The 25409-nt window shown below is 60.4% G+C and carries 23 protein-coding genes; 21 read left to right on the top strand and 2 right to left on the bottom strand.

What is annotated here, in order from left to right:
- Nucleotides 1–73 precede the first annotated feature (73 nt).
- From ABC383_RS14135 to ABC383_RS14115, 5 genes are all read left to right on the top strand, one after another.
- Nucleotides 74–844 (top strand): ABC transporter ATP-binding protein, encoded by a 771-nt coding sequence (locus tag ABC383_RS14135; protein WP_413014788.1) that lies wholly within the window; start codon nt 74–76, stop codon nt 842–844.
- Between the two features lie 48 nt (nt 845–892).
- On the top strand, nt 893–1600 hold the full coding sequence (locus tag ABC383_RS14130; protein WP_413014787.1) for an ABC transporter ATP-binding protein: 708 nt from the start codon (nt 893–895) through the stop codon (nt 1598–1600).
- Nucleotides 1601–1658: 58 nt separating this feature from the next.
- Nucleotides 1659–2867, top strand: coding sequence for an ABC transporter substrate-binding protein (locus ABC383_RS14125; protein ID WP_413016368.1), 1209 nt, complete (start codon nt 1659–1661; stop codon nt 2865–2867).
- Between the two features lie 90 nt (nt 2868–2957).
- A complete protein-coding gene (locus ABC383_RS14120) occupies nt 2958–3842 on the top strand; it encodes a branched-chain amino acid ABC transporter permease (protein ID WP_194714446.1) in 885 nt (294 codons plus the stop codon).
- Between the two features lie 12 nt (nt 3843–3854).
- Nucleotides 3855–4826: a branched-chain amino acid ABC transporter permease gene (locus tag ABC383_RS14115; RefSeq protein WP_413014786.1), complete on the top strand. Its 972-nt coding sequence runs from the start codon at nt 3855–3857 to the stop codon at nt 4824–4826.
- A 180-nt stretch (nt 4827–5006) separates the two neighbouring features.
- Here the strand turns inward: ABC383_RS14115 and ABC383_RS14110 are convergent, their stop codons facing one another.
- Nucleotides 5007–9236 carry an SEL1-like repeat protein gene (locus ABC383_RS14110; protein ID WP_413014785.1) on the bottom strand — a complete coding sequence of 1410 codons (4230 nt, stop codon included), beginning with the start codon at nt 9234–9236 and terminating at the stop codon, nt 5007–5009.
- 527 nt (nt 9237–9763) lie between these two features.
- Complete coding sequence (locus ABC383_RS14105) at nt 9764–10930, bottom strand: iron-containing alcohol dehydrogenase (RefSeq protein WP_413014784.1); 1167 nt, start codon at nt 10928–10930, stop codon at nt 9764–9766.
- Nucleotides 10931–11042: 112 nt separating this feature from the next.
- Between ABC383_RS14105 and ABC383_RS14100 the strand changes: the two genes are divergently transcribed.
- The 16 genes from ABC383_RS14100 (at nt 11043) to ABC383_RS14025 (ending at nt 25211) form a co-directional block, all read left to right on the top strand.
- Nucleotides 11043–11807, top strand: a complete 765-nt coding sequence (locus ABC383_RS14100) for a TSUP family transporter (protein ID WP_413014783.1) — start codon at nt 11043–11045, stop codon at nt 11805–11807.
- A gap of 141 nt (nt 11808–11948) precedes the next feature.
- On the top strand, nt 11949–13883 hold the full coding sequence (gene mnmG / locus ABC383_RS14095) for a tRNA uridine-5-carboxymethylaminomethyl(34) synthesis enzyme MnmG (RefSeq protein ID WP_413014782.1): 1935 nt from the start codon (nt 11949–11951) through the stop codon (nt 13881–13883).
- Between the two features lie 2 nt (nt 13884–13885).
- Nucleotides 13886–14548 (top strand): 16S rRNA (guanine(527)-N(7))-methyltransferase RsmG, encoded by a 663-nt coding sequence (gene rsmG, locus ABC383_RS14090; RefSeq protein ID WP_413016366.1) that lies wholly within the window; start codon nt 13886–13888, stop codon nt 14546–14548.
- Between the two features lie 7 nt (nt 14549–14555).
- Entirely contained in the window at nt 14556–15185 is a 630-nt protein-coding gene (gene leuE, locus ABC383_RS14085) for a leucine efflux protein LeuE (protein WP_413014781.1), read from the top strand.
- 7 nt (nt 15186–15192) lie between these two features.
- Nucleotides 15193–15963, top strand: a complete 771-nt coding sequence (locus ABC383_RS14080) for a ParA family protein (protein WP_413014780.1) — start codon at nt 15193–15195, stop codon at nt 15961–15963.
- A 40-nt stretch (nt 15964–16003) separates the two neighbouring features.
- Nucleotides 16004–16882 (top strand): ParB/RepB/Spo0J family partition protein, encoded by an 879-nt coding sequence (locus ABC383_RS14075; RefSeq protein ID WP_413014779.1) that lies wholly within the window; start codon nt 16004–16006, stop codon nt 16880–16882.
- Between the two features lie 305 nt (nt 16883–17187).
- Nucleotides 17188–17526 carry an ATP synthase subunit I gene (locus tag ABC383_RS14070; RefSeq protein WP_217346249.1) on the top strand — a complete coding sequence of 113 codons (339 nt, stop codon included), beginning with the start codon at nt 17188–17190 and terminating at the stop codon, nt 17524–17526.
- 1 nt (nt 17527) lies between these two features.
- Complete coding sequence (atpB, locus tag ABC383_RS14065; protein WP_413014778.1) at nt 17528–18373, top strand: F0F1 ATP synthase subunit A; 846 nt, start codon at nt 17528–17530, stop codon at nt 18371–18373.
- An 81-nt stretch (nt 18374–18454) separates the two neighbouring features.
- Nucleotides 18455–18700, top strand: coding sequence for a F0F1 ATP synthase subunit C (atpE, locus tag ABC383_RS14060; RefSeq protein ID WP_194714457.1), 246 nt, complete (start codon nt 18455–18457; stop codon nt 18698–18700).
- Between the two features lie 72 nt (nt 18701–18772).
- Nucleotides 18773–19243, top strand: a complete 471-nt coding sequence (locus ABC383_RS14055; protein ID WP_194714458.1) for a F0F1 ATP synthase subunit B — start codon at nt 18773–18775, stop codon at nt 19241–19243.
- A gap of 2 nt (nt 19244–19245) precedes the next feature.
- Nucleotides 19246–19779: a F0F1 ATP synthase subunit delta gene (locus ABC383_RS14050; RefSeq protein WP_413014777.1), complete on the top strand. Its 534-nt coding sequence runs from the start codon at nt 19246–19248 to the stop codon at nt 19777–19779.
- 48 nt (nt 19780–19827) lie between these two features.
- Nucleotides 19828–21369, top strand: a complete 1542-nt coding sequence (gene atpA / locus ABC383_RS14045) for a F0F1 ATP synthase subunit alpha (RefSeq protein ID WP_194714460.1) — start codon at nt 19828–19830, stop codon at nt 21367–21369.
- Between the two features lie 30 nt (nt 21370–21399).
- Nucleotides 21400–22269 carry a F0F1 ATP synthase subunit gamma gene (gene atpG / locus ABC383_RS14040; RefSeq protein WP_194714461.1) on the top strand — a complete coding sequence of 290 codons (870 nt, stop codon included), beginning with the start codon at nt 21400–21402 and terminating at the stop codon, nt 22267–22269.
- Nucleotides 22270–22321: 52 nt separating this feature from the next.
- Complete coding sequence (gene atpD, locus ABC383_RS14035) at nt 22322–23722, top strand: F0F1 ATP synthase subunit beta (protein WP_413014776.1); 1401 nt, start codon at nt 22322–22324, stop codon at nt 23720–23722.
- Between the two features lie 86 nt (nt 23723–23808).
- Nucleotides 23809–24231 (top strand): F0F1 ATP synthase subunit epsilon, encoded by a 423-nt coding sequence (locus tag ABC383_RS14030; protein ID WP_194714463.1) that lies wholly within the window; start codon nt 23809–23811, stop codon nt 24229–24231.
- Nucleotides 24232–24656: 425 nt separating this feature from the next.
- Nucleotides 24657–25211 carry a hypothetical protein gene (locus tag ABC383_RS14025; RefSeq protein ID WP_413014775.1) on the top strand — a complete coding sequence of 185 codons (555 nt, stop codon included), beginning with the start codon at nt 24657–24659 and terminating at the stop codon, nt 25209–25211.
- The last annotated feature ends 198 nt before the right edge of the window (nt 25212–25409 follow it).

Raw genomic sequence — 25409 nt, 5'->3', positions numbered from 1 at the left:
GCTAAGAAGATCAGGCGCTGTGTAGGATGCGAAAAATTCTAGACGAATAAGCAAGAGCCACACAGGAGACCCCATGGCCGATGTCATTCTGGAGACCAGGCACCTGACCAAGGAGTTCAAGGGATTCACCGCGGTGGACGACGTGAATCTTCAGGTCCAGCGGGGCCATATCCACGCTCTGATCGGCCCTAACGGCGCCGGCAAGACCACCTGCTTCAACCTGCTGACCAAGTTCCTGGTGCCAACGGCAGGCCAGATCCTTTTCAATAACCGCGACATCACCTCGGCAGCGCCGGCGCAGATCGCGCGCCAGGGCATCATCCGCTCGTTCCAGATCTCGGCTGTCTTTCCGCATCTCACGGTGATGGAAAACGTGCGCATCGGCCTGCAGCGCGCGCTGGGCAACTCCTTCCATTTCTGGACCAGCGAACGCACGCTGTCGCGCCTGAATGACCGTGCGATGGCTTTGCTGGCCGAAGTCGACCTGACCGAGTTCGCCGACACCGTCACGGTGGACCTGCCGTACGGCCGCAAGCGCGCGCTGGAGATCGCCACCACCCTGGGCATGGAGCCCGAACTCATGCTGCTCGACGAGCCCACCCAGGGCATGGGCCATGAAGACGTTCACCGCGTCACCGAGCTGATCAAGAAGGTATCGGCCGGCCGCACCATCCTGATGGTGGAGCACAACATGAGCGTGGTGTCGGGCATCTGCGACCGCATTTCGGTATTGCAGCGCGGCGCCATGCTGGCCGAGGGCAACTACCAGGAAGTGTCGTCGAATCCTCAGGTGATGGAAGCCTATATGGGCACCACCAGCGGCGCGCTCGAAGGCGCACATTGATCAACACGGCGGCTGCACGCTCTGCTGCCGCCGGTCTGGAAAGCACACATGGAAAAAGCGCTTGAAGTCGCCAACCTGCACGCGTGGTATGGCGAATCGCACATTCTGCACGACCTCAGTTTTTCAGTGGACAAGGGCGAGGTCGTCACGCTCCTCGGCCGCAACGGCGCCGGGCGCACCACCACGCTGCGCGCCATCATGGGCCTGACCGGCGCGCGCCGCGGCTCCATCAGGATCAACGGCGTCGAAGCGATACAGCTGCCGACTTACCGGGTGGCGCACCTGGGCGTGGGCTATTGCCCGGAAGAGCGCGGCATCTTCTCATCGCTGTCGGCCGAGGAAAACCTGATGCTGCCGCCGTCGGTGTCCAAGACTGACCGCGGCATGTCGATCGAAGAGATCTACGACATGTTTCCCAACCTGGCGGAGCGCCGCAACAGCCAGGGCACCCGCCTGTCCGGCGGCGAGCAGCAGATGCTGGCGGTGGCGCGCATCCTGCGCACCGGCGCGCGCCTCCTGCTGCTCGACGAGATTTCCGAAGGCCTGGCGCCAGTCATCGTGCAGGCGCTGGCGCGCATGATCACCACCCTCAAGGCCAAGGGCTACACCATCGTGATGGTGGAACAGAATTTCCGTTTCGCGGCGCCGCTCGCGGACCGGTTTTATGTGGTGGAGCACGGTCAGATCGTGGAGACCTTCGCTGCATCCGAACTAAGCGCCAAGATGCCGGTGTTAAACGAACTGCTCGGGGTCTGATCCGGGCCCGGGACAGCATAAAGGCATCACCCCATTCACCAAGGAGAAGACAATGAAGTTGAAGGCTAAAGTAATTGCGATGGCAGTGGCATCGATTGCCGCCATGGGTTTCGGCGCAAGCGCGAATGCGCAAATTTCCGGCGACGTGGTCAAGATCGGCTTCATCACCGACATCTCGGGCCTGTACTCGGACATCGACGGCCAGGGCGGCGCGGAAGCCATCAAGATGGCGATCGCCGACTTCGGCGGCACGGTCAACGGCAAGAAGATCGAGCTCGTCACCGCCGACCACCAGAACAAGGCCGACATCGCCGCCAGCAAGGCGCGCGAATGGTTCGACCGTGAAGGCGTGGACATGCTGATCGGCGGCACCAACTCGGCCACCGGCCTGGCCATGGCCAAGGTCGCGGCCGAAAAGAAGAAGCCCTTCATCTCGATCGGCGCCGGCACCGCGCGCCTGACCAACGAGGAATGCTCGCCCTATACCGTGCACTATGCCTATGACACCGTGGCGCTGGCCAAGGGCACCGGCGGCGCAGTGGTGAAGCAGGGCGGCAAGTCCTGGTACTTCCTGACCGCTGACTATGCCTTCGGCGCATCGCTGGAAAACGACACTTCCGCCGTGGTCAAGGCGTCGGGCGGCCAGGTGCTGGGCTCGGTCAAGCATCCGCTGTCGGCATCGGACTTCTCGTCCTTCCTGCTGCAGGCGCAGGCTTCCAAGGCGCAGATCCTGGGCCTGGCCAACGCCGGCGGCGACACCATCAATGCGATCAAGGCGGCCAATGAATTCGGCGTGACCAAGACCATGAAGCTGGCTGGCCTGCTGATGTTCATCAACGACATCCATTCGCTGACCCCGGCGCTGACCCAGGGCATGTACCTGACCGACAGCTGGTACTGGGACCAGAACGACGACACCCGTGCCTTCGCCAAGCGCTACTTCAGCAAGATGAAGAAGATGCCGTCCAGCCTGCAGGCGGCGGACTACTCGGCGGCGCTGCAGTACCTGAATGCAGTCAAGGCGGCTGGCACCGATGACACCGAAAAGGCCTGGGACAAGTTCAAGTCCACCAAGATCAATGACATGTACGCCAAGAACGGCACCATCCGCGCCGACGGCAGCATGATCCATGACATGTACCTGATGCAGGTGAAGGCGCCCAACGAGTCCAAGACGCCATGGGATTACTTCAAGATCGTGGCGACGATTCCGGGTGACCAGGCTTTCACGACCAAAGCCGAAACCAAGTGCGCTGCCTGGAAATAATCAGCAGCCTGTGTGCGGCGCGCGGCTGGTTCGCGCGCCGTTTTTTTCTGTGCCCGTCCGGCTCCGGCCGGATGATTTGAGATAAGCGCGATGGAAATTTTCGGCATACCCCTGCAGGCGATGTTGAGCCAGCTGCTGCTGGGCCTGGTCAATGGCTCGTTCTACGCGATGTTGTCGCTTGGGCTTGCCGTGATCTTCGGCCTGCTCAACGTGATCAACTTCGCCCATGGCGCCCTGTACATGATGGGCGCATTCATCGCCTGGATGGGCCTGAGTTATTTCGGCATCAATTACTGGGTGATGCTGGTCGCCGCGCCGCTGATCGTGGGCCTGTTCGGCATCATCATTGAAAAGACCATGCTGCGCTGGCTCTACAAGCTGGACCACCTGTATGGCCTGCTGCTGACCTTCGGCATCACGCTGCTGGTGGAAGGCGTGTTCCGCTCGATCTATGGCGTTTCCGGCCAGCCTTACTCGGTGCCCAGCGCCCTGGGCGGCGCGACCAACCTGGGCTTCATGGTGCTGCCCAACTACCGCGCCTGGGTGGTGGTGGCGTCGCTGATCGTCTGCTTCGTGACCTGGTTCGTGATCGAGAAGACCAAGCTTGGCGCCTACCTGCGCGCCGGCACCGAGAACCCGAAAATGGTGGAAGCCTTCGGCATCAACGTGCCGCTGATGGTCACGCTGACCTACGGCTTCGGCGTGGCGCTGGCCGCCTTCGCCGGCGTGCTGGCCGCGCCGGTGATCCAGGTGTCGCCGCTGATGGGCTCCAACCTGATCATCACCGTGTTCGCGGTGGTCGTGATCGGCGGCATGGGCTCCATCATGGGCTCGATCCTGACCGGCCTGGGCCTGGGCATCATCGAAGGCCTGACGCGGGTGTTCTATCCGGAGCTGTCGGCCACCGTGGTGTTCATCATCATGGCGATCGTGCTGATGGTCCGTCCCGCCGGCCTGTTCGGCAAAGAAAAGTAATCGGAGATGGCAATGAATAAGAAACTGCTGTACGGCATCGCGCTGCTGCTGGCGCTGGCCGCGCCGTTCTTCCTGTACCCGGTGTTCCTGATGAAGGTGCTGTGCTTTGCGCTGTTTGCCTGCGCCTTCAACCTGCTGATCGGCTACACCGGCCTGCTCTCCTTTGGCCATGCGGCCTTCTTCGGCGGCGCCGGCTACATCACCGGCTATGCATTGAAGGGCATGGGCCTGCCGACCGAAATCGGCATTCTGGCCGGCATGGCCTTCGCAGCGCTGGTGGGGCTGGTGATGGGCGGCCTGGCGATACGCCGGCAGGGCATCTATTTCACGATGATCACGCTGGCACTGGCCCAGATGCTGTTCTTCGTGTTCCTGCAGGCGCCGTTCACCGGCGGCGAGGATGGCCTGCAGGGTGTGCCGCGCGGACGCCTGCTGGGCATGCTGGACCTGTCGAATGACACCACCATGTATTTCGTGGTGCTGGCCATCGTGATTGCGGCCTTTGCACTGATCGTTCGCATCATTCACTCGCCGTTCGGACAAGTGCTGAAGGCGGTGAAGGAAAACGAGCCGCGCGCGATTTCGCTGGGCTATGACGTCGACAGGTACAAGCTGCTGGCCTTCGTGCTCTCGGCCGCGCTGTCGGGTCTTGCCGGTGCCACCAAGACGATCGTGCTGGGCTTCGAGACGCTGACCGATGCCCACTGGACCATGTCGGGCCTGGTGGTGCTGATGACGCTGGTGGGCGGCCTGGGCACCATCGTCGGCCCGGTGGTCGGCGCCATCGTGATCATCGCGCTGGAAAACAAGCTGGGCGACCTCGGCAACGGGCTGGCGCGCATCACCAGCATCGAGTGGTTCAACACGCTGGGCGATTCGGTCACCATCGTCACCGGCCTGATCTTCATCATCTGCGTGCTGGCATTCCGGCGCGGCATCGTGGGTGAGATCGCGGCGCGCATCAGGCCGGCTTCTCGGCACTGACGGTAGTGATGCCATGAACAACCCCGCTGTGATGAACAGCGGGGTTTTTTTATGGGCGGGCATGGACGGTGTATTCGGGCAGGGGAGGGCGGCGCTTGTGGGACTCTCTATTCCAGAAGTCCCTGTTCCCTTACTAAAATTCTTTCATCTTTCAATACCTTGGATTGGTAGCGAAGAACTTCAATTCAAAAATTTTTTCGACTTGGCGCATCCCTGGTCCGCAGCTTTGCGAAACCACTGGATGGCCTGGTTTATGTCCTTGCTCACGCCTATCCCGTCCCAGTAGCAACGGCCCAGGGAAAATTGCGCCTCGACGAGCCCCTGGTTTGCAGCCTTCCGGTACCACTCGAGAGCCTGATCCTGGTCCATTTCAACGCTTTTGCCCGTCAATAGAAATGTGCCCAGGTCGAATTGCGCCTTGGCGAAGCCCTGGTTCGCAGCCTTGCGAAGCCAGGTCAAGGCTTGGGCCTGGTCTTCCTCTACAACCGTGCCATTCCAATAGAAGTTGACCATGGTTAATTGCGCTTCGGCGAGGCCCTGGTTGGCCGCCTTCTCGTACCATTCGATGGCCTTGACATAGTCTTTGATCACACCCACGCCATGCCAATAGCAATTTCCCAGGTTGGCTTGCGCCTCAGCGAAGCCCTGGTTCGCCGCCTTCTCATACCAGGCGAAGGCCTTGGCGTAGTCATTGGTGATACCCATGCCATACCGGTAGAAATTACCCAGATTGAGTTGCGCATTAGCGAGCCCCTGGTTCGCCGCCTTCTCGTACCATTCGGCCGCCTTGGCGTAGTCCCTGGATACGCCTCTGCCATACCAATAGCAATTACCCAGATTCACTTGCGCATCGGCGAAGCCCTGGTTCGCCGCTTTTTCAAGCCACTTGGCGGCCTTGGCGTAGTCCCTGGATATTCCTGTGCCATCCAGATAGCAATTGGCCAGGTTGACCTGCGCTCGGGCGAGCCCCAGTTTCGCAGCCTTTTCATAGCACTCTGCGGCCTTCCCGTAGTTACGTGTCACGCCGGTGCCTTTCTCATAGCACATGCCCAGGTTTAAATAGCCATCAGCGAGCCCTTGGTGCGCGGCCTTGTCAAACCACGCGAAGGCCGCGGCCATGTCTTCCTTCACGCCTGTTCCGTTCTCATAGCAATTACCCAAGGCGAATTGCGCTTCGGCGATATCCTGATCCGCGGCCTTGCTAAACCACTCGAGGGCAGTGGCCATGTCCACGTTCACGCCTATGCCAAACTTGTAGCACATGCCCAGGTTGTATTGCGCGTGGGCGTCCCCATTCCTTGCAGCCGTGCGATACCACCCGGCGGCCTGGGCCTTGTGCTGCTTCACGCCGATGCCCTTCTGATAGCAATAGCCCACGCTGCTCTGCGCCTCAGCCAGCCCCTGATGCGCAGCCGCGCTGTACCACGCGAAGGCCTGGGCCTTGTCCACGCTCACGCCTGTGCCGTTCCAATAGCAATTGCCCAGCTTGAGTTGCGCCTCGGCGAGCCCCTGGTTCGCCGCCGCGCCATACCAGGCGACAGCCTGGGCCTTGTCTTCCTTTACGCCTGTGCCATTCCAATAGCGATCGCCCAGGGTAAACAGCGCCCGAGCGTCCTCCTGGTCAAAGGTCTTGGGATTCACGGCTGTGGTCGTCGTGGTTGTCGTGCTGATGTCCGTCGTGGGCGTTCGGAACGTCGGGATTGTCGCCGCCACGCCCGCGCCGACCAAGTTGTGGCACTGCAGCAGGTTTTGCATGCCCACGCTGGCCGGCTGATGCGCGGCGAAGTGGCGTTGGAGCGCCGTCCGGGCTGTGTCAGCCTGCATGGCGAGAAAGTAATCGAGCGATGCGATTACCTCGTTGTCCAGCAGCGCAATGCGCTGTTCCACCGCGCCCAGGAATGGGCCAACCGGTTCATCGAAACGGTATCCGGTCTCAGGAGCCAGCAGCCACTTCACGGCTGCCAGGTGGCCGGAAGCGAGCGCGCATGCCAGCGCACTTTGGCTTTCCTGCCCCTTTCCTATCTTCCGGTTGAGCAGGCCCGACTGGCTGGCCAGTTCCCTGAGGCGTTTCAGTGCGTTCGGGTCCTTAGAGCCGAGCAATGCGAACCATTCGTCTTCCGGTTTGGCGCTGGCGTTCGCGGCGCGGCTCGCCTGCTGGTTCTGCTTTTGGGTACGCTTTTGCTGTGCCGCCTGCTTGGGTTTTGGTTTTGGCTTTGCCTTCTGCTCTGGCGGCATGGCGGCCGCCGGTGGCGCCGGCTGCTGCGTTCGTGGCAGAAGCGCCGCCATGGCGCTGGAGACGCCGGCCTCGGGGTGTGCCCTGGCTACCTTGCGCGGAACGTGCCACGGCCGGCTTTCCGGCTCATCCTTGGCGCCCTGCGTGGTAGTCCGGGCGGACGTGGCTGCCTGGGAACTGGACGCGGCATTCTTGCCCCTGTCGCCGTGGCCGCCGCTTGTGGTGGACTGCGGGATGACCCGTGTATAGCCTGGCGGCAGTGCCGGCCTAAGCGTCTTGCGCAATGGCGACGTCAGCACCAGCGGTACGGCTTCGGCCGGGGGCAATGCAGGAACCTCTTCTTCGATCACGCCTTTGTCCCGGATTGCGGCTGCCAGGTCTCCCATGCTGTAGCCGCTGGCGTTGTTGCACGGACCCAGCAGCGCAGTCAGGCCAGGCTGCGCTTGCGCCAGGGTCACCAGCTTTTCGGTCAGCAAGCCGCGTAGCGCCGGCAATGCCACCGTGCGCGACTTCTCCTTCCACGTGGAGGAGCACCAGGCCATGTTCTCCATCAGGACCGCCGTGAAAATCTTCATGTCCGGCGTGGCTGGCACCAGATTGCGTCGCACGATGTAGTCCAGGCCCGACAAGAGACCACTGAGCGTTTCGGGGGCGGTAAATGCGTCAGGCCCGCAGAGCAGCGCATGCTCGATCAAATGGCTGGCAGCGCTGCGCAGCAGATCTTGCGTGAAGTCGGCGCCGGTGCCGGCAGTGGTTGAAACAGCGGCAGTGGCAGCCGGCCATGCCGTTGTGGTGAGCGGCGACATGGTCGTGGTGATTAGTCCGGCCGGCGTCGTGGCCGTTGTGTTGCGGCCAGCGGGAAGGCGTTGCCGCAGGTGTCGGTCGCAGCGCTTCACAAAACTGATCAGGTTCGCCACAGCCTGGCTGCTCGGCAGGCAGGCCATGAATGTATCTTCATTCATCATGCCAAGCAGCGCGTGGCTGGCAGCGACCCAGTTAGTCGCCAGCGCCTGCTTCGCTAGGCCCGCGCCGTGGCCGCCGAGCACCCGCAGGAAATTGGCGCAATTGGATAATGTGCGGCAGTCGTCTGCAAACATCTGATTTGCAGGAATCCGGAGGATTAATTGCACCAGACCCACCAGCCCTTGCGAGAGCCGGTCGTCCGTAGCCGCCGACAGCAGGCCATGCTCCATCATGTCCTTGACCAGATTGCATACATTCGTACAGGCCACGACGTCCATCCTTCCGTCCCCCAGCCGGGCCGCCATGTCGGTGGAGCACAGCCACTCGCCGCAAGTGGCCAGACGGCGGCGCCCGGCCAGGCCTTCCTCGCTGTCATCAAGCCTTATCAAATTGAATTTGAAGATGGTGTTGATCTGCACGGCGCATTTGCCGAGTTGATGCGCGGTCAGTTCACAGGTGCTCAGCTTGCCGGGCAGCGATTGCTCGAACACGGTCAGTGCATGATCGAACACTGTCCTGACAGGCTGGCTCACATTGATGCAATCAGCCTTGAGGGCGCGGCTGGCCCAGTTCAGGATACCGAGCACAACGCCGATGGAGGCGGTCGCTCTCGGCATGCCGGCTTTGCATGCACGTTCCATGAGCGCATCTGTGATTGCCTGCAGGTGCGGCTTCAGCTCTTGCTGGCGCTTCTTGTCGAACATCGCGCCCAGTGCTGGCGCGACGCAGGTGGACAGGCCCAGGCACAGGGTGTGGAGGTTGTCGATGCCAAGGCTGGCGCTGCCATCAGCGCAAAGCAGCAGGCGCAGACGGGGAAGGACCAGATACAGGCCGTCGGCCATCCTGCAAAGCGCCGCGTTATGCGGATCGTCGCGTAATAAGGCCTTGAGTGTCTGTTCCGACGCCTTGACGGCGTCAAAAAACTGCAGCGCCTGTCCCAGATGGAGTGGATTGGTGGAGCGCAAGGACCGAAGCTGGTCATTGAGCGCGCTGATTGCCAGGACATCGTCATCCGGCAGTCGGGCGTCGTCGGAGATCAGCGACGTGCCTGAACGGCCGCCGGCATGCAGGCGGGGCTGGCGCGTTGCGCCATCCTGGCCGGACGCGGCCTGCTCATTGCGGCTGTCATCGCCGACGGGTACGCCATCCGAAATGAACAGGGAGAGGGAATGGCCTGAACCGCTGGCGCCATGAGCTGGATTGTTGGATTGCATGTAGGAGACCTATAAAAATGAAGCGCAGCCTGCGGGACTGTCGTGGACCATGGGGGCGGTCCAAAAAGCTGCCATGACGTGCCTGCGGCGTTCGAATGGCTGCGACGGCAAGCGCTGCCGCAGTGCCCGTCCATGGCTCCGGGCAGTCGTGGCGAATGCTGGGCCGCGTTTCAGGGTGCATGGAAGAGCGTGTGGGACGAATCGGGATCACAGGTTCCTTGCAGCGCGGGGCAGAGCAAGGCAAGCCGGTTCCCTTGCCGTCCCGCGTCCCGCGCGCAGCATCTGGGGTTGGTTCTTTCAGGCGAAGCGTTATTGCGCCACTGGCCGATGCTTATGCAGACTCCAGGTATGCGTCATGTCCGGACGCTCGCTCGGTCCGGATTCGTCGTTCAGGAGGTAAGTGCGGATACTGGTGGCGTCATCCGCTACGGCAATCCAGTGCTGGTGCCGTCTGTCTCTTCGGTGGTGAAAGGGGAGGGGTGGGAGAGACAGGGCTGCGTTGTCCGCCCTGTCTCGCGGGCTGTAGTCTAGAGGGCTGCAGCGTAGATCGCCCGCGCGTCGGCGCGTTGCAGTTCGCGCGGATTGTTGACGAGCAGCCGGGTCTGCAGCATTGCGTCGTCGGCCAGGCGGTCGAGGTCGGCTTCGGTAATGCCGACTTCTCGCAGCGTGGTTTCAATGCCGACCCGCTTGGCGAGCTCTTCCACCGCATTGATCAGCGACTGGCTGCGCGCCTCGTCGCTGCCCTGGGCGCCGGGCGCGACGATATCGGCCAGTTCGGCATAGCTGGCTGCGGCATGGCCGGCATTGAAGCGCAGCACATGGGGCAACACGAGCGCATTGGACAAGCCATGCGGTACATGGAATATGCCGCCGATTGGATAGGCAAGCGCATGCACCGCGGCCACGGGCGCGTTGGAGAATGCCTGGCCGGCCAGCATGGCGCCGAGCAGCATGGCCTGCCGCGCCTCCAGGTTGCTGCCATCCTCACAGGCGACAACGAGATTTCTGGAAAGCAACCTCAGTGCCTCCCGTGCAAGCATGTCGGACAGCGCATTTTTCTTGTGCCGGGTGGTATAGGCTTCGATCGCATGCACCATCGCGTCGATGCCGGTGGCGGCGGTGACCTTGGGCGGCAGGCCGACTGTCAATGAAGCGTCCAGTATCGCCAGGTCGGCATACAGCTTGGGCGACACCACGCCCATCTTGGTTGTTTCGCCTGTCGTTACGATGGAAATCGGCGTCACCTCGGAACCGGTGCCGGCAGTGGTGGGGATCTGCACCAGGGGCAGCCGCTGTCCCTGGACATTGCCTATGCCATACATGCTGGACAGCGGCTGGTCGCCGCCAGCCAGGATGGAAATCAGTTTGGCGACATCCATCGAACTGCCGCCGCCAAAGCCGATGACAATGTCTGCGCCGTACTGTCTGGCGCTGTCTGCGGCCTGCAGCACGATGTGTTCCGGCGGATCGGCAAGGACATCGGAATACGTCTGCACCTGTATGCCGGCCGCCGTCAGGCTGGCTCTAGGCGCGTCGATCAGGCCTGTCCCGAGAAAGCCCCGGTCTGTCACGAGTAGCGCTTTTTTGACATCCGGGAATTGTTGTCTGAGCAGTGTCCCAAGCTTCTGCGCAGCGCCTGTCTCGCAGACAATGTTGGGCACCGTGCTGAAGGTAAATGTGTTGTAAGTGTTCATGTCGTCTCCTTGTCCGGCGATTGTAGCAAGATGACATGCACCGGGCGAACTGCTAAGGTGCCTGTCTTTTTACCCGGCAAGCCGGGCGTTTCAACAAGAAGAGCAACAAGACATGACGGATTACCTGGTGCTGGCGGCGGCTGCCTTTCTTGCCGGATTGATCGATGCGGTGGTTGGCGGGGGAGGGCTGATACAGATACCTGCCCTGTTTTCTACACTGCCATCGGTGGTGCCAGCAACGCTGCTGGGGACGAGCAAGCTGGCCGGCATCTGGGGTACGGGCGCTGCGGCGATCAACTTCGCTCGCCGCATCACGATCCGGTGGTCGACCGCTGCACCTGCGGCGGCTGCAGCTTTTGTGCTGTCCTTTCTGGGCGCTTATACGGTCACGAAAATTCCGCCCGACTTCATCCGGAAGTTGCTGCCCTTTATTCTGGTGGCGGTGGCAATCTACACGCTGAAGAAAAAAGACCTGGGCACGCACCACGCTCCTATCCATACAGGCTGGCAGGAAAAATCGCTGGCTGTGCTTATTGGAGGAAGCATCGGGTTTTACGACGGCTTCTTCGGTCCTGGCACGGGCAGTTTCCTTGTCTTCCTTTTTGTGCGTGTCTTTGGATACAACTTCCTGAGCGCGGCCGCGGTGTCCAAGATTGTCAACGTGGCGTGTAACCTTGCTGCGCTGCTCTGGTTCGGCTACAGCGGTCACTTGCTGTGGAAGGTCGGGATCATGATGGCGGTACTGAATGTTGCAGGCTCGCTGATCGGGAGCAGGCTGGCATTGCGGCACGGGAGCGGATTCGTCAGAAAAATCTTTCTGTTTGTCGTCAGCGCGCTGATTCTGAAGACAGGATATGACGCCTTCCTGATCCGTTGAAAGGTTTCACGTGAAACAAAAGGCAGCCCGCATCTGTCTGTTTCACGTGAAACAAAGGCCAAACATCTGTGCCATCGAAGCGACGCCCAAAGAAAAGACTCTATAATCTCGCCTCTGTTCATCGTCTCCCCGAGGCGCACAATGCTATTTCCTACTGAATTTGATGTCATCGTTGTCGGCGGCGGTCATGCTGGAACCGAAGCCGCACTGGCCGCGGCACGCATGGGCCAGAAAACCTTGCTGCTGACGCACAATATTGAAACCCTGGGCCAGATGTCCTGCAACCCGTCGATCGGTGGTATCGGCAAGGGCCACCTGGTGAAGGAAGTCGACGCCATGGGTGGTGCAATGGCAATTGCGACCGACGAAGCCGGCATCCAGTTTCGCATCCTGAATTCCTCGAAAGGCCCGGCCGTTCGTGCCACCCGCGCGCAGGCCGACCGCATCCTGTACAAGCAGGCCATCCGCTCACGCCTGGAAAACCAGCCCAACCTCTGGCTCTTTCAGCAGGCTGTGGATGACCTGATGGTGGAAGGCGACCGCGTCGTCGGCGCCGTGACCCAGGTTGGCATCCGCTTCCGCAGCCGGGCAGTGGTGCTCACAGCCGGTACGTTCCTCGACGGGAAAATCCACGTCGGCCTGAATAACTATTCCGCTGGCCGTGCCGGCGATCCGCCTGCCGTGTCGCTCTCGGCCAGGTTGAAGGAATTGAAGTTGCCGCAGGGCCGGCTGAAAACCGGCACGCCGCCGCGCATCGATGGCCGCAGCATCGACTTCGCCCGTCTGACGGAACAGCCGGGCGAAGTCGATCCCGTGCCGGTATTCTCGGTCATGGGAAACGCCGCCATGCATCCGCGCCAAGTGCCGTGCTGGGTGACTCATACCAATGCCCGCACCCATGACGTCATTCGCGGCGGCCTCGACCGCAGCCCGATGTACACCGGCGTCATCGAAGGTGTTGGTCCGCGTTATTGCCCGTCGATCGAAGACAAGATCCATCGCTTCGCAGACAAGGAATCGCACCAGATTTTCCTGGAACCGGAAGGCCTGACGACCAACGAGTTTTACCCCAACGGCATCTCGACCAGCCTGCCGTTCGACGTGCAGCTTGAACTGGTGCGGTCCATGATCGGCCTGGAAAATGCGCACATCCTGCGGCCGGGTTACGCGATCGAATACGACTACTTCGACCCCAGGGGCTTGAAAGCGTCGCTCGAAACCCGCGTGATCCAGGGCCTGTTCTTCGCCGGCCAGATCAACGGCACAACCGGATACGAAGAGGCTGCCGCGCAGGGCATGCTGGCCGGCCTCAACGCCGCGCTGCAGACCCAGGGCAGGGAAGCATGGACGCCAAGACGCGATGAAGCCTATCTCGGCGTGCTGGTTGACGACCTGATTACCCAGGGCGTGATGGAGCCGTATCGCATGTTCACCAGCCGCGCCGAGTTCCGTCTCAGCCTGCGCGAGGACAATGCCGACATGCGCCTGACCGAAATCGGCCGCAAGCTGGGCTGCGTCGGCGATGCGCAATGGCAGGCATTCGAAGAAAAGCGCGAAGCTGTTTCACGTGAAATCGAGCGCCTGAAATCGACCTGGGTCAGCCCCAAGCTGGTTGCTGCCCTGGAAGCCGAGCGGGTTCTTGGCAAGGCCATGGAGCGCGAGTACAACCTTGCCGACCTGTTGCGCCGGCCTAATGTGAACTACGCGTCATTGATGTCTATGCAGTCAGTTGACGGAAGGAAGTTCTCTACGGAACAGCCCCTGGCTGACGCCGTGCGCGAGCAGATCGAAATCCAGTTGAAATACGCTGGCTATATTGATCGCCAGGCCAAGGAAGTGGAGCGCCACGAACACTTCGAAAACCTGAAGCTGCCGGCGGAACTGGACTACATGCAGGTCAAGGCGCTGTCGATGGAAGTGCGGCAGAAGCTGAACAAGCACAGACCGGAGACACTGGGCCAGGCATCCCGCATCGCAGGCGTGACGCCCGCGGCAATTTCGCTGCTTCTGGTGCATCTCAAGAAAGGCGGATTCCGGGAGTTTTCGGCGGCGGCGGCCGGAACCAGCGCGTCATGAGGGTGCCGGCATTCGACCGTCCCGCACTGTCCGCCCAGCTGGAAAAAGGCATCGCGGCGCTGTCGCTGACCCTGGCCCAGGCACAGGTGGAAAAGCTGCTCGACTATCTTGCCTTGCTGGCGAAATGGAACGCAGTCTACAACCTGACCGCGGTACGCGATCCGGCGCAGATGGTGGTGCAGCATCTGCTCGATTCCCTTGCCGCGATGCCGGCATTCACTGGCGCGACCCGGGTGCTCGACGTCGGTTCAGGCGGCGGGCTGCCGGGCATGGTGCTGGCGATCTGGGCGCAGGAAGCTGCGCCTGCCATGCGGGTCGACATGATAGACACGGTACACAAGAAGACCGCATTCCTCACCCAGGTGAAGGCCGAACTTGGCCTGGGCAACGTGACCGTGCACACGGGCAGGGTAGAGGCGTTGCAGGTGGCCCAGCCTTATGACGTGATCACCTCACGCGCTTTTGCCGACCTGTCCGATTTCGTCAACTGGGCCGGCCATCTGCTGGCGCCCGGCGGCCGCTTCATCGCGATGAAGGGCGTGGCCGCCAGCGAAGAAACCGACCGGCTGCCGACTGCATGGCGGGTCGAGAAAAAGCAGCCGCTGCATGTGCCGGACCTGGACGCCGAACGGCACCTGGTCTTCATCGCCAGGGCAGGGGAGTAAGGCCAGCATGCTTGCGCCGTTACCGTTCATGGGCATCTCCGATGTGTGGCAACTCATCCTTGCCGCCATGGTGTTTCTGATGCTGCCCGGTCCGGGAACCTTCTGCGTGCTCACATGCACTGCGCGCAACGGCGTGCGCGGTGGCTTCGCCTCGGTCGCCGGCCTGATGCTGGCCGACGCCATGCTGATGCTGCTGGCTGCCCTCGGCGTGGCGGCGCTGCTCAAAGCCAACCCGCTGGCATTCCAGGCACTGCAATATCTGGGTGCGGCTTACCTGGCCTGGCTGGGCGTCCGGCTACTGTTTGCCAGCGAAGCGGCGAGCGGCGTGGTGCCGTTTTCGAGCGCCGCCGACTTCCGGCGTGGCTTCCTGGTCACCAGCATCAACCCCAAGGCCATTGTGTTCTATATGGCGTTTTTTCCGCTGTTCATCGATCCGGCCACACACCGCGGCGGCCTGACCTTTGCCGTCATGGCTGCCATCATTGCAAGCTGCACGCTGTTCTATTGCAGCCTGCTGGTCCTTGTCGGCAATGCCGCAGCGTCGCGCCTTAGACAGCATCGCGGAATTGCCCGCCTGGCCAATCGGGCGGCTGGCCTGTTCCTGATTGGCTTCGGCATCAAACTCACAACCAACTGACAAATCCATGGCCAGAATATTTTGTGTCGCAAATCAAAAGGGCGGAGTGGGGAAGACCACCACCGCGGTGAATCTGGCAGCCGGACTGGCCAAGCTCGGTCAACGCGTGCTGCTGGTCGATCTCGACCCGCAGGGCAATGCGACCATGGGCGCCGGCATCAACAAGGCTGAGCTGGATGGTTCCATCTATGAAGTGCTTGTCGGCCTGGCGGAGGTTGCCGCCTGCCGCAAGCAGTCGGAAACCGGCCGCTTCGACGTGCTGCCCGCCAACCGCGAACTGGCCGGCGCCGAAGTGGAAATGGTCGAGCTGGACAACCGGGAAAAGCGGCTGAAGCTGGCGCTGGCCGCTGTCGATGCCGACTATGACTTCATGCTGATTGATTGCCCGCCGGCACTATCGATGCTGACCCTGAACGGCCTGTGCGCCGCCCATGGCGTCATCATTCCGATGCAGTGCGAATACTATGCGCTGGAAGGCTTGTCGGATCTGGTCAATACCATCAAGAAAGTCCATGCCAAGCTCAATCCGGATCTGCGCATCATCGGCCTGCTCCGGGTGATGTTCGATCCACGAATGACGCTTTCGCAACAGGTATCCGCCCAGCTTGAACAGCACTTTGGCGACAAGGTGTTCAAGACCATCATTCCGCGTAACGTGCGCCTGGCCGAAGCGCCTTCCTACGGCATGCCCGGCGTGAGTTTCGATCCCTCTTCCAAGGGCGCCCAGGCTTACGTCGCGTTCGGCGCCGAAATGGTCGAGCGGATCAAGGGCTGGTAAGCCGATACGTATGCACTCATCAATGAAATGACGATTTGACATGGCGACTAAAAAAACCAAGGGCCTGGGACGCGGCCTAGACGCGCTGCTTGGCGGCTCCTCCGATGCCGCCGAGACGGAAACCCTGGCAGCCAGCACGCCATCGTCGCTGGCGATCGACAAGCTGCAGCCGGGAAAATACCAGCCGCGGACTCGCATGGACGAAGGTGCGTTGGCAGAACTGGCCGATTCGATCCGCGCACAGGGACTGCTGCAGGCCATCCTGGTCAGGCCGGTACCCGAGGCCGCCGGCCGCTATGAAATCATCGCCGGCGAACGTCGCTTTCGGGCGGCGCAACTCGCTGGCCTGGCGGAAGTCCCGGTGCTGGTCAAGAGCGTGGACGACCATGCCGCGGCGGCCATGGCGCTGATCGAAAACATCCAGCGCGAGGATTTGAATCCGCTGGAAGAAGCGCAGGGCATACAGCGGCTGATTTCCGATTTCGGATTTACCCATGAACAGGCGGCCGGCGCGGTCGGCCGGTCCCGCAGCGCCGTCTCGAACCTGCTGCGCCTGCTCAACCTGGCGCAGCCGGTGCAGACCATGCTGATGGCCGGCGACATCGACATGGGACATGCGCGGGCCTTGCTGTCGGTCGATGCCGCCACGCAGATCAACCTGGCCAACATGATCATCGCCCGCCGGCTGTCGGTGCGGGAGGCGGAAAAACTGGTCGCCCTGGCGTTGGCCGAGGATCAGCAGCAAAAACCGGCGCCACGCGAAAAGCCGCGTGACATCGTGCGTCTGGAGGAAGAGTTGTCGGACGCGCTTGCTACCCAAGTCGCTATCAAGGTCAGCGCACGCAACAAGGGACAGCTGGTCATCGACTTCGCCAACCTCGATGCACTGGATGGCGTGATTGCGCGGCTGCGTCGTTAATCGTGCCGGCTGGCATGTCAGCAAAAATAGGCGTCTTCATGCTGTTGTGTATCAGTCACGTAAAACTACGGTAAGTGTTTACATGTTTAACGATGTGTGATGCATAACCGATGATCCCGTGCTTTTAACGCGCGTTGTGCGCGATTTCAGTGCAAGTAAACGTTTGACGTCACGGAAAGAATAATCTTATAATCCCGTGGCTTCAGAAATCGCACTCCATCCGCAAGCCTTTGCATTTCACACGAACCACACGGCCCGTACCGCGACTCGCAAGAGCCCAACGGGTTGCATGAGTCTGGACAAGTATGCTTCGCCTGGTCCTTCTGCAACTGTTGACTACGGTCCTGGCTGGCGCCGTGGCTGGAATGCTGGGCGGAATCCACGCACTGATTTCCGCATTGCTGGGTGGTTTGTGTTGTGTGGTGCCGAACGGTTTGCTCGCGCTGCGCTTGTACTCGAATGCGCGCCGATCACAGACTGTCAATCCGATGTCGTTTTTCATCGGTGAATTTATAAAGATTGCACTCACCATCGCATTGTTGGCTGCGGTGGTCTGGCTGTACCGCGATTTGAACTGGCTGGCGCTGATCGCCGCTTTCATCGTGGCACTGAAAAGTTACATCATCTTATTATTTAGGCACTGACATGGCGACTGAAACTGCTGCTGGGGCGGCTGCGGGGCATGCTGCTCCCACCGCTTCCGAATACATCGTCCACCATCTTGGACACTTCTCCACGCATCACCAGGAAAAGATCGTCGATTTTTCCATTATTAACATGGACACGCTGTTCTGGTCCGTGGCAATGGGCATCGTCGGCTGCTTCGTGATGTACATGGCGGCACGCCGCGCCACCGCCGGCGTTCCCGGCCGTCTGCAGGCATTCGTTGAAATGGTCGTCGAAATGGTCGACGACCAGGCCAAATCCATCGTGCATGGCGACCGCAGCTTCATCGCTCCGCTGGCGCTGACCGTGTTTGTCTGGGTTGCGCTGATGAATTCGCTGGATTTCCTGCCGGTTGACCTGTTTTCCAGCCTCTTCAGCGTACTGGGCATCGAGCATGTGTTCCCGCATCACCGCGTCGTGCCGACCGCCGACCTGAACGGCACCATGGGCATCGCCCTGGGCGTGCTGGTCCTGATGCTGTACTACAACGTGAAGATCAAGGGCGCTGGCGGTTTTGTCCATGAACTGTTCGCCGCACCGTTCGGCATCTGGCTGGCACCGTTCAATCTGCTTCTCAATATCATCGAATTCGCCGCAAAAACCGTATCGCTCGCGATGCGACTGTTCGGCAACATGTACGCCGGCGAGCTGCTGTTCCTGCTGATCGCTTTGCTTGGTTCGACTGCAACCGTGTTCGGTTTCGTTGGGCATGTAATTGCCGGTTCGATGTGGGCCATCTTCCACATTCTGATCGTGCTGTTGCAGGCGTTCATCTTCATGATGCTGACGCTGGTGTATCTCGGCCAGGCACATGAAGGCCATTGATCCCCAGGATGGATGGCAAGCGGTAAAACTTTCTGATTCAACCTTCGTTTTTAATTTTTAACTTTACTTAAAGGAATTGTCATGACTGACATCTCGTTCGTAGCACTGGCTTGCGGTTTGATCATTGGTCTGGGCGCTATCGGCGCTTGTATCGGTATCGCCATCATGGGCGGCAAGTACCTGGAAGCTTCGGCTCGCCAGCCTGAACTGATGAATACCCTGCAAACCAAGATGTTCCTGCTGGCTGGTCTGATCGACGCTGCGTTCCTGATCGGTGTTGGTATCGCCATGCTGTTCGCCTTCGCAAACCCGTTCGTTCGTGGCTAATACGGTTCGACCGTCCTGATTCTCATGCTGGAATAGGATTCCAGCACTCGCCATTCTGAGAAGGAAACTACCATGAACCTGAATGCAACCCTGTTTGCTCAGTTCGTGGTCTTCTTCATCCTGGCTGTCTTCACGATGAAATTCGTGTGGCCGCCGCTGATGAACGCGCTCGACGAGCGCGCCAAGAAGATCGCGGACGGTCTGGCTGCTGCCGAGCGCGGCAAGCTGGAAATGGCTGCCGCTGAAAAGCGCGTGCAGGCCGAACTGGCTTCGGCGCACGACGCCGGCCAGAAGCGCATCGGCGACGCTGAGAAGCGTGCCCAGGCGATCATCGAAGAAGCAAAGCGGACTGCCTCGGAAGAAGCGGCCCGTATTCTGGCTTCTGCCCGTTCGGATGCAGAACAGCAAGTCAGCCAGGCACGCGACGCACTGCGCGCCCAGGTGGCAACGCTGGCAGTTCAGGGCGCCGAGCAGATCCTGAAGCGGGAAATCAACCCCGCCGCTCACGCCGATCTGTTGAACCAACTGAAGACCGAGCTGTAATCATGGCCGAACTCGCAACGATTGCCCGCCCCTACGCCGAGGCGCTGTTTCGCGTAGCCCAGTCCGGAAACATGGCGGCCTGGTCTGAAGTCGTTTCAGCCATGTCGTCGGTGGCCGCCAATCCTGACATGCAGGAACTGGCGCGCAACCCGAAGGCTTCCGATGAGCAGGTCGTCTCTACTTTTCTCGCCGCGCTGAACTCGCCCGCCAATGCCGAACTCCAAAACTTCGTCGGCATGCTGGTCGAAAACGGTCGCCTGGCGCTGCTGCCGGAAATCGCACTGCAATTCCAGGCATTGAAAAATGCGCAGGAAGGCGCTGCGGATGCGGAAATCGTGAGCGCGTTCGAGCTGACGCCGGCGCAGATAAACGACCTGGTTGCGACGCTGCAAAAGCGCTTCGGCCGCAACCTGAACCCGTCGGTAACCGTGGATAACTCGCTGATCGGTGGCGTGCGCGTCGTGGTTGGCGATGAAGTGCTCGACACGTCGGTGCGCGCCAAGCTGCAGCAGATGCAGACCGCACTGACCAGCTGATCCGGCCCGCCTCGGCAAGCACGCAAGATATCTAAATTAGGAGTTAACATGCAACTCAACCCGTCTGAAATCAGCGAACTGATCAAGAGCCGGATCCAGGGCCTCGGCGACAACGCCGAGATTCGCAATCAGGGCACGGTCATTTCCGTGTCCGACGGCATTTGCCGCATCCACGGTCTGTCGGACGTGATGCAGGGCGAAATGCTGGAATTCCCGGGCAATACCTTCGGCCTGGCGCTGAACCTCGAGCGCGACTCGGTCGGCTCGGTGATCCTGGGCAGCTACGAACATATCTCCGAAGGCGACACGGTCAAGTGCACCGGCCGCATTCTGGAAGTGCCTATCGGCCCTGAACTGCGTGGCCGCGTGGTCAACGCGCTGGGTCAGCCGATCGATGGCAAGGGCCCGATCAACACCACCCTGACCGCCCCGATCGAGAAGATCGCACCGGGCGTGATCGCCCGTCAATCCGTTTCCCAGCCGATGCAGACCGGCCTGAAATCGATCGACGCGATGGTGCCCATTGGCCGTGGCCAGCGTGAACTGATCATTGGCGATCGCCAGACCGGCAAGTCGGCCGTGGCAATCGACGCGATCATCAACCAGAAGGGCCAGGGCATGACGTGTATCTACGTCGCCATCGGCCAGAAGGCATCGACGATCAAGAACATCGTGCGCGCCCTGGAACAGCACGGCGCCATGGAATACACCATCGTCGTGGCTGCATCCGCTTCCGAGTCCGCCGCGATGCAATACGTGTCGGCCTACTCCGGCTGCGCGATGGGCGAATACTTCCGCGACCGCGGCGAAGACGCGCTGATCGTGTACGACGACCTGTCCAAGCAGGCTGTTGCCTATCGCCAGGTGTCGCTGCTGCTGCGCCGTCCGCCAGGCCGCGAAGCCTATCCCGGCGACGTGTTCTACCTGCACAGCCGCCTGCTCGAGCGCGCAGCCCGCGTGAACCCCGACTACGTCGAGAAGTTCACCAACGGCGCCGTGACCGGCAAGACTGGCTCGCTGACCGCACTGCCCATCATTGAAACCCAGGCAGGCGACGTTTCCGCCTTCGTTCCGACCAACGTGATCTCGATCACCGACGGCCAGATCTTCCTGGAAACCTCGCTGTTCAACGCCGGTATCCGCCCCGCGATCAACGCCGGTATCTCGGTGTCGCGCGTTGGTGGCGCCGCCCAGACCAAGGTCATCAAGAACCTGTCCGGCGGTATCCGTACCGACCTGGCGCAGTATCGTGAACTGGCAGCGTTCGCGCAGTTTGCATCCGACCTCGACGAATCGACCCGCAAGCAGCTCGAGCGTGGCGCCCGCGTGACTGAACTGCTGAAGCAGCCCCAGTACTCGCCGCTGCCGATCTCGCTGATGGCGGTGTCGCTGTTCGCGGTCAACAAGGGCTACTTCGACGGTGTCGAGGTCAAGAATGTACTCGCGTTTGAATCTGGCCTTCACAATTTCATGAAGACCAGCCACGCAGCGCTGCTGCAGAAGATTGAAGATACCAAGCAACTCGACAAGGATGGCGAAGCCGCACTGGCCGCCGCGATTGGCGACTTCAAGAAATCTGTATCGTTCTGAGTTGAACGCGGCTAGAAGGAGCAAGGACTCATGGCTGTAGGCAAAGAGATACGTGGCAAGATCAAGAGCGTAGAGAATACGAAGAAGATCACCAAGGCGATGGAAATGGTCGCCGCTTCCAAGATGCGCAAGGCGCAGGAGCGGATGCGGTCGGCCCGTCCCTATAGTGACAAGATTCGTAATATCGCCTCCAATCTTGCCGAGGCCAATCCGGAGTACACCCATCCGTTCCTGGTCAAGCAGGATGCCTCGAAGACGGTGGGCATCATCGTGGTCACCACTGACAAGGGCCTGTGCGGCGGCATGAACACCAATGCATTGCGTGTTCTGACCACCAAGCTGCGCGAGCTCGAAGGCAAGGGTAACAAGGTCGAAGCGGTCGCCATTGGCAACAAGGGCTTCGGCTTTTTGAACCGCGTTGGCGCGAAGGTCGTGTCGCATGCAGTCCAGATCGGCGACACGCCGCATCTGGAAAAGCTGATCGGCCCGGTCAAGGTGCTGCTGGACGCTTACCAGGAAGGCCGGCTGGACGCGGTCTACATCGTCTACACCAAGTTCATCAACACGATGAAGCAGGAGCCGATGCTGGAGCAGCTGCTGCCGCTGTCGTCCGAGCGCATGACTGCCGACAAGCATGGCATGGACTGGGACTACATCTACGAGCCGGATGCCCAGACCGTGATCGACGAACTGCTGGTGCGCTATGTGGAAGCGCTGATTTACCAGGCGGTTGCCGAGAACCTGGCGTCCGAGCAGTCGGCGCGCATGGTGGCGATGAAGGCGGCGTCCGACAACGCCGGCAACGTCATCGGTGAACTGCGCCTGGTCTATAACAAGACCCGGCAGGCCGCGATTACCAAGGAACTCTCCGAAATCGTTGCCGGTGCGGCAGCGGTGTAAACACGCAAACGCGTGAAACAGAATTTAAATACTACATATTGAAGGAACGAAAATGGCTGATGGCAAAATCGTTCAGTGTATCGGCGCCGTGGTGGACGTTGAGTTCCCGCGCAACGCGATGCCCAAGGTGTTCGACGCCTTGAAAATGGAAGGCTCCGAACTGACGCTGGAAGTGCAGCAGCAGCTGGGCGACGGCGTGGTGCGTACCATTGCGCTGGGCAGCTCCGACGGCCTGCGTCGCGGCATGATCATCCAGAACACCGGCAAGGCGATCCAGGTGCCTATCGGACCTGCAACCCTGGGCCGCATCATGGACGTGCTGGGCAATCCGATCGACGAATGCGGTCCGGTGAGCCACGAGCAAATGGCTTCCATCCACCGCGAAGCACCGAAGTACGACGAACTGTCGCCTTCGCAGGACCTGCTGGAAACCGGCATCAAGGTGATCGACCTGGTCTGCCCGTTTGCAAAAGGCGGTAAGGTCGGCCTGTTCGGCGGCGCCGGCGTCGGCAAGACCGTGAACATGATGGAACTGATCAACAACATCGCCAAGGCGCACTCGGGTCTGTCCGTGTTCGCCGGCGTGGGCGAGCGTACCCGTGAGGGCAACGACTTCTACCACGAGATGGCCGATGCCAAGGTCGTTGACCTGGAAAACCCGACCAACTCCAAGGTTGCGATGGTTTATGGTCAGATGAACGAGCCGCCGGGCAACCGTCTGCGCGTGGCGCTGACTGGCCTGACGATTGCGGAAGGCTTCCGCGATGAAGGTCGTGACGTGCTGTTCTTCGTCGATAACATCTACCGTTACACGCTGGCCGGTACCGAAGTGTCCGCACTGCTGGGCCGTATGCCTTCCGCAGTGGGTTACCAGCCGACGCTGGCCGAAGAGATGGGCCGCCTGCAGGAGCGCATCACCTCGACCAAGACCGGTTCGATCACCTCGATCCAGGCCGTGTACGTCCCTGCGGATGACTTGACCGACCCGTCGCCGGCAACCACCTTCGCCCACCTGGACTCGACCGTCGTTCTGTCGCGTGACATCGCCTCGCTGGGTATCTACCCCGCAGTGGATCCGCTGGACTCGACCTCGCGCCAGCTGGACCCGCTGGTGGTTGGCCAGGAGCACTACGAGACCGCCCGTGCCGTTCAGGGCACCCTGCAGCGCTACAAGGAACTGCGCGACATCATCGCGATTCTGGGCATGGACGAACTGGCGCCGGAAGACAAGCTGCTGGTGGCACGCGCTCGCAAGATGCAGCGTTTCCTGTCCCAGCCGTTCCACGTCGCTGAAGTGTTCACCGGCTCGCCAGGCAAGTACGTGCCGCTGAAGGAAACCATCCGCGGCTTCAAGATGATTGCGTCGGGCGAACTGGACCACCTGCCGGAGCAGGCGTTCTACATGGTCGGCACCATCGACGAAGCGATCGAAAAAGCGAAGAAGATGCAGTAATGGCCAACATGGGACGGCCGGCGTCGCGCCGGCCGTCTTTTGTTGTCTGCACTGCACCGAATAGCTCAGCTTGAGAAGGTTTTGATATGGCAAATACAATACACGTGGACGTCGTTTCCGCCGAAGAGCAGATCTTCTCCGGCGAAGCGGAATTCGTCGCGTTGCCGGGTGAAGCGGGCGAGCTGGGCATCTATCCCAAGCACACGCCGCTGATCACCCGCATCCGCCCGGGCGCGGTGCGCATCAAGGTGCCGGGCCAGTCCGAAGACGAGTTCGTCTTCGTCGCCGGCGGCATCCTGGAAGTGCAGCCCAATGCCGTGACCGTGCTGGCCGACACCGCCATCCGCGGTGGCGACCTTGACGAAGCCAAGGCAGCGGAAGCCAAGCGCCTGGCAGAGGAAAGCCTGGTCAATCGCGAATCGAAGATCGATTACGCAACCGCGCAAGCGGAACTGGCTGTGGCGATTGCCCAGCTGGCGGCGATTCAGAGACTGCGCCAGAAGCGCTGATCTGGTTGTAGCGGCGGTAAAAATGAAGGCAGCCTTGGCTGCCTTTTTTTATTGTGGTAGTCCGTTGCCGCGTGCGCGTTGTTTGAGTCAGCAATTGGTGGCAAAGCGCATGTGCCGCATTGGGCATGCAGTTACAGGTTCATGCAGCCGATTGAGCGGGTACACGCCAACCCAATTCCTTGGCACATTAAAAGTTGTCCGCCCTTCGATTTAAGCTGTCCCAAAGTTACACCGTTCGATTCTCAGAGAAATTGTCCGCCAAACGGCGTTGCGACCTTTGCGACCTTTTATTGCTGTGACCAGTTGCCAGCTCTTCAATGATCCACGGCAGTCATTGGCCAAATTGAGACTGCGGCTCATGCATGAACTCTTCTCAAGAGGTTGTTACTGAGACGTTTCGTTCAACAGCCCTCAGTGGAGTAAAAATGGATAGTTCCAGCAGCAGTTCCAGCGTGCACGCCAGTATGCCAATATCAAGTTTTTCCAGCCTGCCACCACAAGACCAACTGGCTGTCATACAACGGATTTCCCCCTGTGACAAACCAACATTATCGAGCATCGCCAGTACGAATCGCCAGATCAATGTGCTTGCCACGCCATTACTGGTGGACGCCTATATTGGGCATGTCGAAAATAAAATAAAAACCATGAAGACGTCGGCAGAGAAGGTCACGGCTATTTTGCTGGTTCACCGAAAGCTCATGGAGAATACGAGCGGATTGCCGGTAATGGGTTCTGAAGCGCTTTGGGAGCGTTTGAAGGTGTTGATATTGAACGAAGCCAGTTGTCTAGCTTCTATTCAAGAACTTCACAAGGGAATTCAGCTCGGTTTCCTTTCTCCTCAGTTGGAAGAAAGATCCGTCGAACAGTTTATTGCATTTCAAAGATCCTGCGCCCTTATTCATGAGATATCGCAAATCCTGTCAAAAGGTTATAAGAATCTTGCCGCCCAGATAATGGAGGCGGTGAGGTATTCTTAGCGAGACCTGCTCACGAAAATTGCTACAGCCGGAACAGCTGTAGCTGCTGACCATCAACATCAGGGGTTCGATGCAAATCTTTGCTCGGGCATGTATGCCGGCTAGCCAAGATTTTTCGTCAATACGCGAATGGATGATGCTGTAGCTAAGGCTTGATGGCAACGCTCCAAAAAGAGGTCGTTCAGCACTGAGTTGAAT

Source organism: Noviherbaspirillum phoenicis (assembly GCF_047237965.1).
Lineage (GTDB): Bacteria > Pseudomonadota > Gammaproteobacteria > Burkholderiales > Burkholderiaceae_D > Noviherbaspirillum_A.
The sequence above is the reverse complement of the archived record's forward strand: the minus strand, read 5'-3'. Positions and strand labels throughout refer to the sequence as shown.

Coding starts and splice junctions, on each gene's coding strand:
- ABC383_RS14135 (WP_413014788.1), top strand. CDS start 74: ATGGCCGATGTCATTCTGGAGACCAGGCACCTGACCAAGGAGTTCAAG.
- ABC383_RS14130 (WP_413014787.1), top strand. CDS start 893: ATGGAAAAAGCGCTTGAAGTCGCCAACCTGCACGCGTGGTATGGCGAA.
- ABC383_RS14120 (WP_194714446.1), top strand. CDS start 2,958: ATGGAAATTTTCGGCATACCCCTGCAGGCGATGTTGAGCCAGCTGCTG.
- ABC383_RS14115 (WP_413014786.1), top strand. CDS start 3,855: ATGAATAAGAAACTGCTGTACGGCATCGCGCTGCTGCTGGCGCTGGCC.
- ABC383_RS14110 (WP_413014785.1), bottom strand. CDS start 9,236: ATGCAATCCAACAATCCAGCTCATGGCGCCAGCGGTTCAGGCCATTCC.
- ABC383_RS14105 (WP_413014784.1), bottom strand. CDS start 10,930: ATGAACACTTACAACACATTTACCTTCAGCACGGTGCCCAACATTGTC.
- ABC383_RS14100 (WP_413014783.1), top strand. CDS start 11,043: ATGACGGATTACCTGGTGCTGGCGGCGGCTGCCTTTCTTGCCGGATTG.
- mnmG (WP_413014782.1), top strand. CDS start 11,949: ATGCTATTTCCTACTGAATTTGATGTCATCGTTGTCGGCGGCGGTCAT.
- leuE (WP_413014781.1), top strand. CDS start 14,556: ATGCTTGCGCCGTTACCGTTCATGGGCATCTCCGATGTGTGGCAACTC.
- ABC383_RS14080 (WP_413014780.1), top strand. CDS start 15,193: ATGGCCAGAATATTTTGTGTCGCAAATCAAAAGGGCGGAGTGGGGAAG.
- ABC383_RS14075 (WP_413014779.1), top strand. CDS start 16,004: ATGGCGACTAAAAAAACCAAGGGCCTGGGACGCGGCCTAGACGCGCTG.
- ABC383_RS14070 (WP_217346249.1), top strand. CDS start 17,188: ATGCTTCGCCTGGTCCTTCTGCAACTGTTGACTACGGTCCTGGCTGGC.
- atpB (WP_413014778.1), top strand. CDS start 17,528: ATGGCGACTGAAACTGCTGCTGGGGCGGCTGCGGGGCATGCTGCTCCC.
- atpE (WP_194714457.1), top strand. CDS start 18,455: ATGACTGACATCTCGTTCGTAGCACTGGCTTGCGGTTTGATCATTGGT.
- ABC383_RS14055 (WP_194714458.1), top strand. CDS start 18,773: ATGAACCTGAATGCAACCCTGTTTGCTCAGTTCGTGGTCTTCTTCATC.
- ABC383_RS14050 (WP_413014777.1), top strand. CDS start 19,246: ATGGCCGAACTCGCAACGATTGCCCGCCCCTACGCCGAGGCGCTGTTT.
- atpA (WP_194714460.1), top strand. CDS start 19,828: ATGCAACTCAACCCGTCTGAAATCAGCGAACTGATCAAGAGCCGGATC.
- atpG (WP_194714461.1), top strand. CDS start 21,400: ATGGCTGTAGGCAAAGAGATACGTGGCAAGATCAAGAGCGTAGAGAAT.
- atpD (WP_413014776.1), top strand. CDS start 22,322: ATGGCTGATGGCAAAATCGTTCAGTGTATCGGCGCCGTGGTGGACGTT.
- ABC383_RS14030 (WP_194714463.1), top strand. CDS start 23,809: ATGGCAAATACAATACACGTGGACGTCGTTTCCGCCGAAGAGCAGATC.
- ABC383_RS14025 (WP_413014775.1), top strand. CDS start 24,657: ATGGATAGTTCCAGCAGCAGTTCCAGCGTGCACGCCAGTATGCCAATA.